This is a genomic window from Ruegeria sp. N7 (assembly GCF_056531345.1).
This window is the reverse complement of the sequence record NZ_JBQFLR010000003.1, coordinates 130410-145253: the sequence shown is the minus strand read 5'-3', so window position 1 is coordinate 145253 and position 14844 is coordinate 130410. Positions and strand designations below refer to the sequence as shown.

Annotated in this window: 19 protein-coding genes; 6 read left to right on the top strand and 13 right to left on the bottom strand. The window is 56.2% G+C overall.

Features of this window, described 5'->3' with window-relative positions; all coding sequences use genetic code 11:
- The first annotated feature begins 115 nt into the window (after nt 1-115).
- Both ACR0ES_RS06720 and deoD read left to right on the top strand, forming a co-directional pair.
- On the top strand, nt 116-433 hold the full coding sequence (locus tag ACR0ES_RS06720; protein ID WP_267363820.1) for an H-NS histone family protein: 318 nt from the start codon (nt 116-118) through the stop codon (nt 431-433).
- A gap of 18 nt (nt 434-451) precedes the next feature.
- The gene (gene deoD / locus ACR0ES_RS06715) at nt 452-1162 is read left to right on the top strand and encodes a purine-nucleoside phosphorylase (protein WP_480869946.1); all 711 of its coding nucleotides are present in this window, start codon (nt 452-454) and stop codon (nt 1160-1162) included.
- A gap of 24 nt (nt 1163-1186) precedes the next feature.
- Here deoD and ACR0ES_RS06710 read toward each other — a convergent pair whose 3' ends face one another.
- From ACR0ES_RS06710 to ACR0ES_RS06655, 12 genes are all read right to left on the bottom strand, one after another.
- A complete protein-coding gene (locus ACR0ES_RS06710; protein ID WP_480869944.1) occupies nt 1187-2050 on the bottom strand; it encodes an urea carboxylase-associated family protein in 864 nt (287 codons plus the stop codon).
- 290 nt (nt 2051-2340) lie between these two features.
- A complete protein-coding gene (locus ACR0ES_RS06705; RefSeq protein ID WP_267363816.1) occupies nt 2341-2481 on the bottom strand; it encodes a hypothetical protein in 141 nt (46 codons plus the stop codon).
- A 122-nt stretch (nt 2482-2603) separates the two neighbouring features.
- Nucleotides 2604-3383 (bottom strand): succinate dehydrogenase iron-sulfur subunit, encoded by a 780-nt coding sequence (locus tag ACR0ES_RS06700; protein WP_152456842.1) that lies wholly within the window; start codon nt 3381-3383, stop codon nt 2604-2606.
- A 31-nt stretch (nt 3384-3414) separates the two neighbouring features.
- Nucleotides 3415-4041: a sulfotransferase gene (locus tag ACR0ES_RS06695; RefSeq protein ID WP_480773322.1), complete on the bottom strand. Its 627-nt coding sequence runs from the start codon at nt 4039-4041 to the stop codon at nt 3415-3417.
- Nucleotides 4042-4137: 96 nt separating this feature from the next.
- Complete coding sequence (gene sdhA / locus ACR0ES_RS06690; protein WP_480773323.1) at nt 4138-5943, bottom strand: succinate dehydrogenase flavoprotein subunit; 1806 nt, start codon at nt 5941-5943, stop codon at nt 4138-4140.
- Between the two features lie 18 nt (nt 5944-5961).
- Entirely contained in the window at nt 5962-6333 is a 372-nt protein-coding gene (sdhD, locus tag ACR0ES_RS06685) for a succinate dehydrogenase, hydrophobic membrane anchor protein (RefSeq protein ID WP_267363812.1), read from the bottom strand.
- Nucleotides 6334-6346: 13 nt separating this feature from the next.
- Complete coding sequence (gene sdhC, locus ACR0ES_RS06680; RefSeq protein WP_267363810.1) at nt 6347-6733, bottom strand: succinate dehydrogenase, cytochrome b556 subunit; 387 nt, start codon at nt 6731-6733, stop codon at nt 6347-6349.
- Between the two features lie 215 nt (nt 6734-6948).
- Nucleotides 6949-7611, bottom strand: a complete 663-nt coding sequence (locus tag ACR0ES_RS06675; protein ID WP_480585574.1) for a DUF1194 domain-containing protein — start codon at nt 7609-7611, stop codon at nt 6949-6951.
- Nucleotides 7612-7665: 54 nt separating this feature from the next.
- Entirely contained in the window at nt 7666-8694 is a 1029-nt protein-coding gene (locus ACR0ES_RS06670) for a MaoC family dehydratase (protein ID WP_480773324.1), read from the bottom strand.
- A complete protein-coding gene (locus ACR0ES_RS06665; protein ID WP_480538983.1) occupies nt 8694-8900 on the bottom strand; it encodes a DUF1737 domain-containing protein in 207 nt (68 codons plus the stop codon). Before ACR0ES_RS06665 ends, ACR0ES_RS06670 begins: the two co-directional genes overlap by 1 nt.
- A 12-nt stretch (nt 8901-8912) precedes the next feature.
- Nucleotides 8913-9467: an NnrU family protein gene (locus ACR0ES_RS06660; RefSeq protein WP_480773325.1), complete on the bottom strand. Its 555-nt coding sequence runs from the start codon at nt 9465-9467 to the stop codon at nt 8913-8915.
- 6 nt (nt 9468-9473) lie between these two features.
- Entirely contained in the window at nt 9474-10331 is an 858-nt protein-coding gene (locus tag ACR0ES_RS06655) for an HpcH/HpaI aldolase/citrate lyase family protein (RefSeq protein WP_480869942.1), read from the bottom strand.
- Nucleotides 10332-10500: 169 nt separating this feature from the next.
- Between ACR0ES_RS06655 and ACR0ES_RS06650 the strand changes: the two genes are divergently transcribed.
- Entirely contained in the window at nt 10501-10806 is a 306-nt protein-coding gene (locus ACR0ES_RS06650) for a hypothetical protein (RefSeq protein WP_480869941.1), read from the top strand.
- Here the strand turns inward: ACR0ES_RS06650 and ACR0ES_RS06645 are convergent, their stop codons facing one another.
- Nucleotides 10807-11562, bottom strand: a complete 756-nt coding sequence (locus ACR0ES_RS06645; RefSeq protein ID WP_480585560.1) for a sulfite exporter TauE/SafE family protein — start codon at nt 11560-11562, stop codon at nt 10807-10809.
- Nucleotides 11563-11723: 161 nt separating this feature from the next.
- Between ACR0ES_RS06645 and mdh the strand changes: the two genes are divergently transcribed.
- From mdh to ACR0ES_RS06630, 3 genes are all read left to right on the top strand, one after another.
- Nucleotides 11724-12686 carry a malate dehydrogenase gene (mdh, locus tag ACR0ES_RS06640; protein WP_267363196.1) on the top strand — a complete coding sequence of 321 codons (963 nt, stop codon included), beginning with the start codon at nt 11724-11726 and terminating at the stop codon, nt 12684-12686.
- Between the two features lie 308 nt (nt 12687-12994).
- Nucleotides 12995-14188, top strand: coding sequence for an ADP-forming succinate--CoA ligase subunit beta (gene sucC / locus ACR0ES_RS06635; RefSeq protein WP_267363198.1), 1194 nt, complete (start codon nt 12995-12997; stop codon nt 14186-14188).
- Between the two features lie 79 nt (nt 14189-14267).
- Complete coding sequence (locus ACR0ES_RS06630) at nt 14268-14801, top strand: hypothetical protein (RefSeq protein WP_480773328.1); 534 nt, start codon at nt 14268-14270, stop codon at nt 14799-14801.
- Nucleotides 14802-14844: the final 43 nt, after the last annotated feature.

Below are 14844 nucleotides of genomic sequence, written 5' to 3'. Positions count from 1 at the left end.
TAGAACCTTAATTCCCCGTTTCTTCGCTTTGGATATTTGGGATGGAATAAACCATTCGCTAGAATTACGGTGCGCGCTCAAGTGTACCGTAAAATATATCCTTTGGAGATGAATGATGGGGTTCAATCTTGAACAGATGTCGCGCAAAGACCTTTTGGCATTGCGCGACGATGTCGAAAAAGCCTTGGTAGGAGCGGAAAAACGCGAGCGCCGTGAGGCTTTGAAAGCCGCAGAAAAGGCTGCCGCAGAATTCGGGTATTCGCTGTCCGAACTTTCAGGCGATGCACCCCGCGCATCCAAGCAAAAGAAAACAAAAGAAAAATACCGCAATCCTGGCAATCCGGAACAAACCTGGACAGGTCGTGGCCGCAAACCGAAATGGGTGCATGACGCGTTGCAGGCGGGCGCCGATATTTCCGATCTAGAAATCTGATCAGGGCGGAGCGAAACAATGACAATTCATATCGGCGCTGAAAAAGGCGAAATTGCAGACACTGTCCTATTACCCGGAGATCCTTATCGGGCGAAATGGGCAGCCGAGACGTTTTTGGACGATGTGAAACAGGTCAACAACGTCCGGGGAATGCTTGGGTTTACCGGAAATTGGAAGGGAAATCCTGTAACGATACAGGGTAGCGGCATGGGAATGCCCTCGCTCTCCATTTACGTAAACGAGTTAATTCGCGATTACGGTGCAAAAACCCTGATCCGAATTGGGTCGTGTGGCGGAATGCAGGACAGTGTCAAAATTCGAGACGTCATTCTGGCAATGACCTCGACGACGCTGAGTACGCCGTCACGCGGTATCATGAAAGAACTGAATTTTGCGCCCTGCGCCGATTGGAGTTTGTTGCAGGCGGCCGCAAAGGCGGCGGCTGCCAAAGCAACCCCTACCCATGTCGGCGGGATTTATTCTTCGGACGTTTTCTATGATGAGCGCCCGGACCTGAATGAACAGATGGTGCGCCACGGGATTCTCGGCGTCGAAATGGAGGCGGCCGAGCTCTATATCCTTGCAGCGCGCCACAAATGCCGTGCTCTGGCAGTTCTCACCGTTTCCGATCACCTTCTGACGGGAGAAGCTCTGCCATCCTCGGAACGTGAAAGCAGCTTTGGAGACATGGTGGAAATCGCGCTACAGGCCGCATTTCCGAGCAGCTAGCGGTAAGGTGGGTGCCCGCCGATCCTAACGCCCGTGCGTGCGATCATAGCCATTGCGCGCCGGGCTTTCCCAGCCATCCAGGTCTGTGACCGTCGCGGCAAACGTTTCGACCAGCAAGGGAAAACACGCGGCTGTGTCCGAGGAATGTTCGGAGGAACAATCCCCACCCGGACAGGCGCTGAGATTGCCCAGCAGATCGATCTCAGCAAAGAACTCCAGATAGTCGCCGGGGCGAACGGGCGATGCTTTCATGAAATACTGACCTGTATCCCGAGTGAAACCGGTACACATGAAGACGTTCAGAACGTCGTGCACCACAGGTTCGGCCTCATCCATCGGAATACTCAGATGATCCGCCAGCGCGCGGGTCAGGTTGGAATGACAACAGTGGTGATACTGCGTGCCGGACAGCAAATTGCCCGTATATGGATCACAACGCGTGCCGATTACGTCATGAACCGATCCCCCGTATGCATCGATCCCGTACCATTCCAGTGTATCCGCTATGATCGTGGCCATCGGGCGCAGATGTGGGAAACTGGACCACATCCGCTCTCCGGTGGTCAGGTGCGTGCCATGCAGAGCCCGCGTTTTTCCGGAATAAAAGCGCTCGGACAAATCATTGCGATTCCACAGGTTCAAATCGCCAACCTGCGGGCCTTGAACCGATGTGATGCGAAAGAAATGCCCGGCAGGTACATCGAAACAGCGCGCCTCACGCGGAGAAACCAGGACTTCGCCGGTTTTGACTGCCCGTTGGCGTACAGATCTGATCCAGGGCAAATCTGGTCGCGGCAAGGCATCGTTCGGATAACAAATGACAGGGGCGACCGAACGACGGGCTTCGGCATCTTCTGGGGGGCGGGCAGTATTCTCGGAACCGGTCATGGCGTGCAGAGTGGCGGATTCTCTGGCTCGCGAAAAGCCCTATTCTCAACCATCACTTGCCTTAAGACAGCGCATAGGTTGGTCCGGCGCAGCGACTGCCGCTCCACAAAAGCTACACCGCCAGATGCCATGGCGTCTGTCCTGTCGCCAACGACAATCCCGTGTCAGCGTGGAATGGCGCGAGCGCCAGAAAAAATAGGCGAACACTCCGGCGGCCAACAAAAGCAGAAGAACAGGCATTCCTCTGCTTTGCCGATTGACCGAAGTTTTTCAAGGGCTGTCGTATTGGATCAGGCCGCGTTTGCGTATTCGAACAGCTCGGGCTCTTTGTCGGCTTTAACCGGTTCCGGCGTGTAGTAGGCCCATGCCTGCTCCAGCAGTTTCAGCGCCTCTTTAGCGTCGATTTTTTGTTTGGATGTGTTTGCATTCATTGGAGTGATCCTGTCTCGAACTCATCACTCCTCCCTGAGCGAAAAATAAGGCAATGCAGCCGAGGCTACATCGCCTTATTTTGCAAGATCGACATGCGTTTACAGCAATTCAGTGCAGGTGATTATACCGCGCGTTCGACCATCATCTTTTTAATCTCGGCAATCGCCTTGGCCGGGTTCAGACCTTTGGGGCAGGTCTTGGCGCAATTCATGATGGTGTGGCAGCGATAGAGCTTGAACGGATCTTCCAACTCGTCCAGGCGCTCACCCGTGGCCTCATCCCGGCTGTCGATGATCCAGCGGTATGCGTGCAGCAGAGCAGCGGGACCAAGATACCGATCGCCGTTCCACCAATAGCTCGGGCACGAGGTCGAGCAGCTGGCGCACATCACACATTCATAGAGACCGTCCAGCTTTTTCCGGTCTTCGATCGACTGCTTCCATTCCTTTGCAGGGCGGTTGGTCTTGGTTTCCAGCCACGGCATGATCGACGCATGCTGGGCATAAAAATGGGTCAGATCAGGGATCAGATCTTTGACCACAGGCATATGCGGCAGCGGATAGATTTTCACGTCGCCCTTGATCTCATCCATGCCATAGATACAGGCCAGTGTGTTGATCCCGTCGATATTCATCGCGCACGAGCCGCAGATGCCTTCACGGCATGATCGGCGAAATGTCAGGGTCGGGTCGATTTCGTTCTTGATCTTGATCAGCGCGTCCAAAACCATTGGCCCGCACGTGTCCATATCGACAAAGTAGGTATCGACACGGGGGTTCTGACCATCATCCGGGTTCCAGCGATAAATCTGGAACTTGCGCACATTGGTCGCGCCATCCGGCTTGGGCCAGGTCTTGCCGGTTGTAATCCGGGAATTTTTGGGCAGGGTCAGTTGAACCATGTCAATTCTCCATTCAGCACAAGGCCGCCTTTCAGCCTGTCCGGGCGCGCTGGGACGCCCCTCGGTTATAATGCCCCCAATGGGCGATGTTCACGTCAAAATCCGGCGCGAGCCAGTCCGCAACGCGCCGCGGATCACCACAGTCGATATCAAAGCGCAGGAATCGCGAGTTGCCGTCGAAATAGGCTTCGACCTCGGCATGGTGCACATCATACATATGCGCCCAGCCGTGTTTCACTTCATCCGCACTCTGCCCATTGGCTTTGCAGCACCGATCCAGATACCCGCCACCGGAATGGTTGGCGCGCGAAGCTATCCAGTCATCCCTGTCCCTCGTGTTCAGCAAGAAATAGGCATTCGGGTAAGCTGCATGCAATTCACGGAAGAAACGCGCCCCGTCCAACATGAAGCGCGAACTGACAAAAGCGATGTCAGTGAAGGCCCGCACCGCTCCAAACCCGTCCAATGGTCGTCGCCCCATGGCTATGTTGGTCAACATGCGGTGCGCAAGGTTTCGGCCCTGGTCATCTTCCCAATGAACCGACGGTATCCCGCTATTCTGAAACAGCCTGTGAAACGAGGTCGTCGCACAGCGGTTCAGCCCGATCAGGATGATCTTGGGATCGCCTGAACCGGATTGCAGGACCTCGACCGTCATGACAAGCACCGGACACGGACCGACCGCTGGCCAATGGCCGTTGCGGTCTTCGTGGGTATTTGGCGCTTGCTCACCATTGCCTGCTGTCCGAGCCTTTTAGAACGTACGTGCCTTGGGCGCGATTTTCTTCAGGCTGATGCCACCTTCGTCTTCGGTCGTCAGCGGATCGACGATCACGGGACGATAGCTAAGCTCGACCTGGTTGCCTTCGACCCGGCTAACCGTATGAACACGCCAATTTTCATCATCACGCGCAGAGAAATCTTCGTGCGCGTGGGCACCACGGGATTCCTTGCGCGCCTCTGCGCCGACGATCGTGGCCAGCGCGTTGGGCATCAGGTTGGTCAATTCCAGCGTTTCCATCAGGTCACTGTTCCAGACCAGCGACCGGTCGGTGACTTTCAGATCGTCCATCTTGGCAGCGATTGCCGTCATCTTCTCGACGCCTTCGGCCATGGTCTTGGCGGTACGGAATACGGCAGCATCCGCTTGCATGGTTTTCTGCATCTCAAGCCGCAACTCGGCGGTCGGGATGGAACCGCTGGCATTGCGCACCGCGTCGAACCGGTCAAAGGCATTGTCGACCGATGCCTGGTTCAGAACTGGGTTCGCAGCTTCCGCATCCACGACTTTGCCTGCCCGGATCGCCGCCGCGCGGCCAAAGACCACAAGGTCAATCAGCGAGTTCGAGCCCAAGCGGTTCGCGCCGTGGACCGAGGCGCAACCGGCCTCGCCCACTGCCATCAGGCCCGGCACCACAGCTGTCGGGTTCTCGGCCGTTGGATTCAGAACTTCACCCCAATAGTTTGTGGGGATACCGCCCATGTTGTAATGCACGGTTGGCAGAACCGGGATCGGTTCCTTGGTGACATCCACGCCGGCAAAGATCTTGGCGCTTTCCGAAATGCCGGGAAGACGTTCTGCCAAAGCCTCGGCTGGCAGGTGACTGAGGTTCAGGTGAATATGATCCCCCTCCGCACCGACACCACGACCTTCGCGGATTTCCAAGGTCATCGAACGCGAGACGTAATCGCGCGGTGCCAGGTCCTTGTACTGGGGCGCATACCGCTCCATGAACCGTTCACCTTCCGAGTTGGTCAGGTAACCACCCTCACCACGCGCACCTTCGGTGATCAGGCATCCCGAACCGTAGATGCCGGTCGGGTGGAACTGGACGAATTCCATATCCTGCAGCGCCAAGCCCGCGCGGGCCACCATACCGCCACCGTCACCGGTGCAGGTATGGGCCGAGGTCGCGCTGAAATAGGCGCGGCCATACCCGCCGGTCGCCAGCACAACCATCTTGGCATTGAAGACATGCATCGTGCCATCGTCCAGCTTCCAGCAGACAACACCCTGACACTGACCGTCATCGGACATGATCAGGTCGATAGCGAAGTACTCGATATAAAACTCAGCATTGTTCTTCAGCGACTGGCCATAGAGCGTATGAAGGATCGCGTGGCCGGTCCTGTCCGCAGCGGCACAGGTGCGCTGTACTGCCGGGCCTTCGCCGAATTCAGTGGTGTGACCACCAAACGGGCGTTGATAGATCTTACCCTCTTCGGTTCGGCTGAACGGAACGCCATAGTGCTCCAGTTCGTAAACAGCCTTGGGCGCTTCCCGCGCGAGGTATTCCATCGCATCAGTGTCGCCCAGCCAATCCGAGCCTTTCACAGTGTCGTACATATGCCACTGCCAATGGTCGGGGCCCATGTTTGACAACGACGCGGCGATTCCGCCCTGAGCCGCCACGGTGTGCGAACGGGTTGGGAAAACCTTGGTCACACAGGCCGTGCGCAGACCCTGTTCCGCCATACCCAGCGTCGCCCGCAAACCGGCCCCACCGGCGCCGACAACGACCACGTCATATTCATGCGTTTCGTATTCGTATGCAGCCATTTCTTTCAGCTCCGGGAATTAGAGGGCAATGCGCGCGATGGCGAAGATACCAGCCGCTGCTGCGCCGTAGGACAGGCAAGTCAACAGAATGATCAGGACCTTTTCAAGCGTGCCGTGAACATAGTCTTCAAGCATCACCTGCGCACCGTCCGCGAAGTGTTTGAAGCCAACCGCCAGCGTCAGTGCTGCTACGATGGCAGGGAAAGGTCGCGAGTAGTAGTCGAGAACGACCTCGAATGGCTGGCCTAGGATCGGACCAAATGTAAATACAAACAACGGCACAAGGATCAGCAAAGCAACCGAGCTGACTTTCATCGCCCAGAAATGGGCAGTGCCGGATTTCGCCGAGCCAAGTCCAGCGGCGCGTTTGCGGTCGGTCAGATAACGCATGTCAGGCCTCCAATCACGCGACGAGGACAAGGGTCAGAAGGGTCAAGACGACCGATCCAATAACAACAGCCCAACCCAGCTTGGTCGCCGTCGGAAGGTCCAGACCAACCGCGTTGTCCCAGATCAGGTGCCGCACACCGGCCAACGTGTGATACCAAAGCCCCCAAACGGATAGCGCCATCACAAGGTCTCCAAGCATCGAGGTTATTACCCCATTCGCTACTGCAAACGCCTCGGGCGAAGTTGCTGCGGCCAGAAACCACCAGACGATCAACAGAGCTGCGAGCAGAAGGGCGTTGCCGGTGATGCGCGTCAGGATGGACGTGATCGACGTCAACTGCGGGCGATAAATCGACAGATGCGGCGAAAGTGGGCGATTGCCCCGATTTACATCGGCCATGGCGGCTCCTTTTCGGTTGGCTACCGAACGTTTTACTGGTTTTTGCGACACTGTCACGTGCTGCGAGTGCAAAAACTATCAAATTGCGCTCAATTACACGGATAATTCAAATATGTGATCACACAAAATAATCTCGTGATCACATATCACATTCCGCGCTGTCAATGTTAGCGTTTTCAAGGCCAAAGAGATGTGATCACGAATCTCTCAAGCCGTCATTTCAGGTCTGCTGTTTGCTGCGTCACTTCGCGCAGCAGTTTTCGGCGAATTCGTTCCGGGTAATCCGCGAACCCGGTGGCGGAAACGACAAAGGCACCTTCGCCCACGATGACATTCTCAAAGAAATACGCCGTCAGATCCGGTTCGCTTTCCTCAATAGCCAGCGCGTTGACAACGATCCCCTCGGCGCGCAGGGCCGCATGTACCCGCGTCGGCTCAATCCCTTCATTGGACACACCGTCCCCTGACAGGTCTATCAGGTGCCGTCGGCAGTCTGAAACCGAATCGAATGAACTCAGGGTCATTTGAAGCGCCTCACCGATTGCCGTCGAAAAATTCCGCCAGATGCGCGGATCGGCGGCAACCTGGTCTGCAAACTGATCCAGCGTGGCAAAGCTATCGATACGGGTCCAGGGAATAGTGATCCGCTGGCGCGATGATCCGGTCCACTGCACCAGCATCAGCCGCGCCTGCCCCCGCACCAGCGCCTCGGACACGATCGGGTCGCGCAAACCTGCGGCCAACCCATCCATCTGGATGCGATATTCGCTGCTATCGACTGAACCAGAAACATCCACGGCTAAAGCCAAGGCCAGATCGCAGGCCTGAGCCGCCGGTGCCAGAGTGACGCTGGCCAATATCGCGCGTAGCAGGTTCATTGTGCAAACCTATCACGCCTTGCAAGCCGTGGCGTCACATATCCGTCAGATCACCTATTTGGGCATCAATGCCCAATAGTCGAGATCCAGCAATACGTCTGGCAGGTACCGCCCTTCTTTGTTCTTCAGCTTGAACGGATCACCGCCTTTGGTCGCGACCAAACGCAATCGCACAGCGCCTATGCCGGGTACCCCGGTTTCCGCTTTGTCCAGAACTTCGGACCATGACTTGATCGTATCACCCGCAAAACAAGGGTTAGCATGGGCGCCACCATTCAAGCCGACAATCATCTGTGCATTTGCAAGGCCATTGAAGGACAATGTCCGCGCCATCGAGATTACATGCCCACCATAAATGAGCCTGCCTTCCGGACGGAACGTCAGATCGTAATGCACCTTGGCGGTGTTTTGCCAAAGACGTGTGGCCAGCATATGTTCGGCCTCTTCGACGGTGACACCATCCACATGATCGATGGTTTCACCGATCTCATAATCGCCCCAGCGATGCGCCTCGCCCGCAAGGGCAAAATCGTAGTTTGCAAAATCGAGCCCTTCCGGCACGGTCAGGTCCTGCGGATCAAGTACAGCCTTCAAATCAGGAACAACCGTCTCGGGCGCGGGTGCATCCATGTTTGCCTTACGCACCATGACCCAACGCACATATTCAAGAACCACCTCGTCCAATTGGTTCAACCCGCGGGTACGAACCCAGACAACACCGGTTTTTCCGTTGGAATTCTGCTTCAGGCCGATAACCTCTGATACGGATCGCAGCGTATCGCCAGCATAAACGGGCTTCAACCAACGGCCTTCGGCATAGCCAAGATTGGCAACCGCGTTCAAGGAAATGTCAGGCACGGTTTTGCCGAACACAATGTGGAACGCGGCCAGATCATCAATCGGGCTTTCCGGCAACCCACAGACCCGGGCAAATTCGTCCGAAGAGTAAAGCGCGTGACGTGCGGGATAAAGCGCGTGATACAAGCCGCGCTCTCCCTCGGTCACGGTGCGAGGTACTGCATGCTGCAATACCTGCCCTACAGAATAGTCCTCGAAAAATCGGCCCGGATTTGTTTTCGCCATTACTGCTGTCCCAGTTTCATGTCGGGGGAATAGTCGGCCTCGGCCTCTTTGGTCACGGCCTGCGCACAACGCATTACGTTGCCGTTGGCATCAAAGGCGTAAGCCGGGTCGCCATACAGCTCCCATCCTTTTGACAGGGCGTCGGACACCTTGTGACAGAAGGCCGAAGTGTCTTCTTCGGTCAGCAAGCGATAAAGTTTCGACATCAAATCAAATCCTTATGAGCCGAACGGAGATGGGCCAACCAGCCCGTGGATGTATCCGATAATTCCCATCAGAACGATCGAAGCCACAAAGAACATCGCATCCTTGCCGTAAGTGCCAGGCTCTGCCGGGGTCCACTCGGGTTCAGACTTGTTGATTACAATGACTTCGACCACCGCCCAGACCAGAAGGCCACCAAACAGGATGATCGAGGCCAGATCGCCGTTCACCAACAGGTGCGCAAAAGCCCACAGTTTGAACCCGCCCAGCATCGGGTGGCGCAGCTTGTTCAGCAGCCGGCCTTTTGTGCCCGCAGGGCTCATCATATAAATCGCGATCAAAACCAACAGGTTGTTGACGTGAACCAGAAAGGTTGGCGGCGCCCAAACATGGATGAAGTCGGTCATGCGATACCCGAAGATCATCAGAAGGATCGACGCGACCAAAGCCAGGGCAACAGCGCCTTTACCCGCGTCACCCATTGCGGCGCGGCGTTCAGGTGCCACACGTTTGAACAGATGCGCCCCCCACCACAGCGCCACACCCAAGATCAGAAGAACAAAGCCCATGCTGGCCTACCCCGCTTGCAAAGCTAATATCGCCTCTGCTTTTGCCAGAATTTCGCGGGCAGTTACAACGTGCAGATTTTCGACAATCTTGCCATCGACAACGGCGACCCCTTGGCCAAGCGCCTCGGCCTCTTCAAAGGCCGAGATCTGGCGGCGAGCCAGGTCGATCTCGTGATCCGATGGCGCGAAGGCAGTATTTGCCACTTCGACCTGGGCCGGGTGGATCAGCGTTTTGCCATCAAAGCCCATATCACGGCCCTGGGCACATTCGAAAGCCAGACCTTCGACATCCTTGAAGGCGTTGTAAACACCGTCGATGATAATCAGCCCTTCGGCCTTGGCGGCCAGCAAGCACAGCCCTAACGAGGACATCATAGGCAGGCGATCTGGGCGGAAGCGGGTTTGCAACTCTTTCGCCAGATCATTTGTTCCCATCACGAATCCGGCCATCAGCGGATGCGCGGCGATTTCTGCCGCGTTCAGCATTCCACGCGGCGTTTCCATCATGGCCCAGATCGGCAGATCTCCGGTGATCGCAGCCAGCGCATCCACGTCAGCCGCCGAATTCACCTTAGGCAACAGGACTACGTCGGCATCCATTTCGCGCACAGCCTCGGCATCCGCACGGCCCCATTCGGTGTCCAACCCGTTGATCCGGACAATCTTGACGCGTGACCCGTACCCTCCGGCAGCCAAAGCCGCCTTGAGCGTTTCGCGCGCATTGTCCTTTTCGTCGGCCGCGACCGCATCTTCCAGATCGAAGATGATTGCATCTACCGGCAGAGTGCGGGCCTTTTCCAAAGCCCTATCCCGGGACCCAGGAATATAGAGAACCGAACGATAGGGGCGCTGACGAGGATCCATGGACCACTCCCATTGAAATAAAGTTGCGCGGAATGGGGCATTTTTTACCGGAAAGTTCAAGCCCAAAATTGCCGCACCGCAGCAAACACGGCGCAACGTGCTTTGCCTTAACTGAATTTCGGCGCCTACGCCGCACCCTGACCAGCAGAGGGAACCGAAAGGATTCGGGATGCGAAAGACAATGTTCGAGATGACGATGGGACTTGGGATCATAGTTCTGGCGGCACAACAGGTACAGGCCCAGGGGCAAAACTGCGCACCGCGAGAGGATGTGCTGAAAAGGTTGACCGACACTTATGGCGAAACGCGCAGGGGCTTTGGTCTGGCCCAGCAAGGCGCAGTCATGGAACTTTTCGCCTCAGCTCAAGGCGGCAGCTGGACCATCACGGTGACCTTGCCCAACGGGGTCACCTGCCTTGTCGCTTCGGGGCAAGCTTTTGAGGCTGTAGCCGAAGCGCTGCCCCCGAACGCCTGATCAGGTAAGTGCGTCCCAGATCAGCTTACTGCCTGTGAGGGTCAGCAGCATATAGGCAATTCCAAAGAACAGGCGTTCGGACAACATGAAATGTGCGCGGACGCCCAGCCACGCACCGAGAACAGCAAACGGTGTTAACAGCATATCGGCCCATGCCGTCTGCCACGTGAACATGCCCAGATAAGCGTAGGGTACAAACTTCGCGATATTAATCACCCAGAAAACCAATACCGTACTGGCTTGAAACTCGGTCTTTGTCAGCCGTTGGGACAACAGGTAAACGGCAGCTGGAGGGCCTCCGGCATGGCTGACGAAGCTGGTGAAGCCCGCGACCAGCCCTGCAAACAGGCCAGCGGAGGGTGGCAACCGTCTGGCAAATCCGCGCACCCAGCCTTTTGACTGTGCGATGTGCCAGATCACGAACCCGACCGAGATGCCGCCGATCAGCAGGCGCAGCAGGTCATCATCCGTTGAACGGTAAAGCCATGCCCCCATTGCCACACCGGGTACAGCACCCAGGATCAGCAGGCGCGCATCCCTCCAGCTCCACCGCTTCCAATAAGGGCCCAAAGTGGCCACATCGATCACCATCAGAATCGGCAGCATCAGGGCCAGGGCCTGCCCGGGCGTTAAGATCAAGGCCAGAATCGATGATGACGCAAAAGCCACGCCCGAGCCGAAACCGCCCTTTGAGATACCCGCAAATATCACCGCCGGGATCGCCACTGCAAAAAACATCAGGTTCAATTCAAACATGCACCGGTCCCGGTTTTGGCTTGTCTCAAAGGCCCTTTAGCGCAACCACATGGGGTCTCGCAAACGGTATGCGGTTGTATGCCACGTCGCAGAACTCTTGCCTAATGCCGTTTTAGCGACTAGCACAGCCGCGATTTCAAAACCGACCGGAGATATTCCAAATGGCCAGACCCAAGATTGCGCTGATCGGCGCGGGGAACATCGGCGGCACGCTTGCGCATCTTGCAGCTGTCAAAGAACTGGGTGACGTTGTCCTGTTTGACATTGCTGACGGATTGCCACAGGGCAAGGCGCTCGACATCGCCGAATCCGGCCCGTCCGAAGGCTTTGACGCTTCGATGAAAGGTACCAGCGACTATGCCGATATCGCTGGCGCGGATGTCTGCATCGTGACCGCAGGCGTAGCCCGCAAACCGGGCATGAGCCGCGATGACCTGCTGGGCATCAACCTGAAAGTCATGAAGTCGGTCGGCGAAGGTATCGCAGCGCATGCGCCCGATGCGTTCGTGATCTGCATCACCAACCCTCTGGACGCCATGGTCTGGGCGCTGCGCGAATTCTCGGGCCTGCCGCACAACAAAGTCTGCGGCATGGCTGGCGTGCTGGATTCAGCACGTTTCGCGCATTTCCTGTCGGAAGAGTTCAACGTCTCGATGCGCGATGTAACCGCGTTCGTATTGGGCGGACATGGCGACACCATGGTGCCGTCGGTTCGTTATTCGACCGTTGCCGGTATCCCGCTGCCTGATCTGGTTGAAATGGGCTGGACCTCGCAAGAAAAGCTGGATGCCATCGTACAGCGCACCCGTGATGGTGGCGCGGAAATCGTAGGCCTGCTGAAAACCGGGTCGGCTTATTACGCGCCCGCCACTTCGGCGATCGAAATGGCCGAAGCCTATCTGAAAGACCAGAAGCGTGTTCTGCCTTGTGCGGCGTACTGCAGCGGTGAATTAGGCGTTAACGGCCTTTATGTCGGGGTGCCGACGGTCATCGGCGCTGGTGGCGTCGAGCGCATCGTAAACATCAAGTTGAACGAAGACGAGCAAGCCGGTTTCGACAATTCGGTCAACGCCGTGAAAGGCCTGATCGAGGCATGCAAAGGCATCGACAGTTCACTGGCGTAAAACTGCCAGACAATCTGAATTTGAGACCGGCCCAATTATGGGCCGGTTTTCATTTGCCACCGCGGAATCCGGCCGCATATGTTGGCGCAAACGTCGCAAATCCCTTTTTTCGAATGTGATTTCAAAAAACTGTGCAGGATTATCGAATCAATTGATGACACTCGAGTTTTTGTGATCACACCCTAAAAACCCGTGATCACAAATGTTGAAAATCTTCGGCAATTTCCCGTCACAGGTCAAAAAACCCTTTAAATTTACCCGCTAGACACGCCTATAACGGTTAAACGCAGTCAGACGGGACAATTTCGATGAACATTCACGAATATCAGGCCAAGGCTCTTCTTCGCAGCTACGGCGCTCCGGTCTCCGATGGTCGCGCCGTATTGCGCGCCGAGGAAGCCAAAACCGCAGCCGGTGAACTGGATGGGCCGCTTTGGGTCGTCAAGGCGCAGATTCACGCGGGTGGCCGCGGCAAAGGCTCGTTCAAAGAAGCCGATGCTGGTGAAAAAGGCGGTGTCCGGCTGACGAAATCGGTCGAGGAAGCGGCCGAAGAAGCCAAGAAGATGCTGGGGCGCACTCTGGTCACCCATCAGACGGGTCCGGCAGGCAAGCAGGTCAACCGCATCTATATCGAAGCCGGTTCCGGCATCGAGCGTGAACTGTACCTGGCTCTGCTGGTAGATCGTCAGACCAGCCGTATCTCGTTTGTCTGCTCGACCGAAGGCGGTATGGACATCGAAGAGGTTGCTGCCGCGACGCCCGAGAAAATCCTGTCCTTCTCGGTTGACCCGGCCACCGGCTACCAACCCTACCACGGTCGCCGCATCGCGTTTTCGCTGGGGCTTGAGGGCGCGCAGGTCAAGCAATGTGTCAGGCTTATGGGCATCCTCTACAAAGCCTTCGTCGAGAAGGATATGGAGATGCTCGAGATCAACCCGCTGATCGTATCCGACAGCGGCGACCTGAAAGTGCTGGATGCCAAGGTTGGCTTTGACGGCAATGCGGTCTACCGCCACCCGGATATCGCCGAACTGCGCGACACGACCGAGGAAGACCCCAAGGAACTGGAAGCCAGTAAATACGACCTGAACTATATCGCTCTTGATGGTGAGATTGGCTGCATGGTGAACGGTGCCGGTCTGGCGATGGCTACGATGGACATCATCAAACTGTATGGTGCCGAACCTGCCAACTTCCTCGACGTGGGTGGCGGTGCGACCAAAGAGAAGGTGACCGAGGCGTTCAAGATCATCACCTCGGACCCGCAGGTCAAAGGCATTCTGGTCAATATCTTCGGCGGCATCATGCGCTGTGATGTTATCGCAGAGGGCGTGGTGGCTGCGGTGAAAGAGGTCGGGCTGCAAGTTCCGCTGGTCGTGCGTCTGGAAGGCACCAATGTCGAGAAAGGCAAAGAGATCATCAACAATTCGGGTCTGGACGTGATCGCGGCGGACAACCTGAAAGACGGTGCCGAGAAGATCGTGAAGGCGGTTAAGGGTTGAGCAGAGTGGGAGGAAGATTTGCAGAAATGCAAACCTTCCTCTGTCCTCGGGATGAGTATCACTTTCAAAGGCCGATTGAATGAATTTCCAGAAGATCTCCTTGGCAACCGCAATTCTTTTAGCTGGTTGCACGAACGCGCCGGTAACACGAAGCAGTGCAATTGAAGAAGCGAGTGTGCTGTTTGAAACGGTCTGCATGGCCAGCTTGGGTAATCCTTCTCAAGCAACTCAAACGCTGGAGAACTCAGGCCTTGAACGTATTTCTAACACGTCCGAGGGAGGAACTCGGTTCTTCAGTGAGCCGAATTGGATCTATGCAGTCACCGGAACCAGAACTTCTGATTTTGGAGCCAGGGGCAGGGTCGAGTATGACTACTGCTATATAGCGTCGAAAAACCTAACTTCCACTGACGTAGAAGAAATACAAAAGCGGATGGCTGCAAAGCACATCGATGGTTCATCTACTTATCAGACGACCAGAAGCTCTTCGAGAACTACGCTGAGAGCCGACAAACCCATTGCAGGGCGAAATGTCTACATCGTCTCCGGGCAACCTCCGAAACAACCCGCTGGACAGCAATACTCGTCCATCGAACTTCAACAGATAAGATAGCAAGCGAAGGAGCCACTAAAATGGCAGTCCTCATCGACGAAAA

What these genes read in the sequence shown, in the direction of transcription:
- ACR0ES_RS06705 (WP_267363816.1), bottom strand. Translation starts at nt 2,481, where the DNA reads ATGAATGCAAACACATCCAAACAAAAAATCGACGCTAAAGAGGCGCTG.
- ACR0ES_RS06650 (WP_480869941.1), top strand. Translation starts at nt 10,501, where the DNA reads ATGCGAAAGACAATGTTCGAGATGACGATGGGACTTGGGATCATAGTT.
- mdh (WP_267363196.1), top strand. Translation starts at nt 11,724, where the DNA reads ATGGCCAGACCCAAGATTGCGCTGATCGGCGCGGGGAACATCGGCGGC.
- sdhD (WP_267363812.1), bottom strand. Translation starts at nt 6,333, where the DNA reads ATGCGTTATCTGACCGACCGCAAACGCGCCGCTGGACTTGGCTCGGCG.
- sdhA (WP_480773323.1), bottom strand. Translation starts at nt 5,943, where the DNA reads ATGGCTGCATACGAATACGAAACGCATGAATATGACGTGGTCGTTGTC.
- sucC (WP_267363198.1), top strand. Translation starts at nt 12,995, where the DNA reads ATGAACATTCACGAATATCAGGCCAAGGCTCTTCTTCGCAGCTACGGC.
- ACR0ES_RS06720 (WP_267363820.1), top strand. Translation starts at nt 116, where the DNA reads ATGGGGTTCAATCTTGAACAGATGTCGCGCAAAGACCTTTTGGCATTG.
- deoD (WP_480869946.1), top strand. Translation starts at nt 452, where the DNA reads ATGACAATTCATATCGGCGCTGAAAAAGGCGAAATTGCAGACACTGTC.
- sdhC (WP_267363810.1), bottom strand. Translation starts at nt 6,733, where the DNA reads ATGGCCGATGTAAATCGGGGCAATCGCCCACTTTCGCCGCATCTGTCG.
- ACR0ES_RS06675 (WP_480585574.1), bottom strand. Translation starts at nt 7,611, where the DNA reads ATGAACCTGCTACGCGCGATATTGGCCAGCGTCACTCTGGCACCGGCG.
- ACR0ES_RS06670 (WP_480773324.1), bottom strand. Translation starts at nt 8,694, where the DNA reads ATGGCGAAAACAAATCCGGGCCGATTTTTCGAGGACTATTCTGTAGGG.
- ACR0ES_RS06700 (WP_152456842.1), bottom strand. Translation starts at nt 3,383, where the DNA reads ATGGTTCAACTGACCCTGCCCAAAAATTCCCGGATTACAACCGGCAAG.
- ACR0ES_RS06655 (WP_480869942.1), bottom strand. Translation starts at nt 10,331, where the DNA reads ATGGATCCTCGTCAGCGCCCCTATCGTTCGGTTCTCTATATTCCTGGG.
- ACR0ES_RS06660 (WP_480773325.1), bottom strand. Translation starts at nt 9,467, where the DNA reads ATGGGCTTTGTTCTTCTGATCTTGGGTGTGGCGCTGTGGTGGGGGGCG.
- ACR0ES_RS06710 (WP_480869944.1), bottom strand. Translation starts at nt 2,050, where the DNA reads ATGACCGGTTCCGAGAATACTGCCCGCCCCCCAGAAGATGCCGAAGCC.
- ACR0ES_RS06645 (WP_480585560.1), bottom strand. Translation starts at nt 11,562, where the DNA reads ATGTTTGAATTGAACCTGATGTTTTTTGCAGTGGCGATCCCGGCGGTG.
- ACR0ES_RS06695 (WP_480773322.1), bottom strand. Translation starts at nt 4,041, where the DNA reads ATGACGGTCGAGGTCCTGCAATCCGGTTCAGGCGATCCCAAGATCATC.
- ACR0ES_RS06630 (WP_480773328.1), top strand. Translation starts at nt 14,268, where the DNA reads ATGAATTTCCAGAAGATCTCCTTGGCAACCGCAATTCTTTTAGCTGGT.
- ACR0ES_RS06665 (WP_480538983.1), bottom strand. Translation starts at nt 8,900, where the DNA reads ATGTCGAAACTTTATCGCTTGCTGACCGAAGAAGACACTTCGGCCTTC.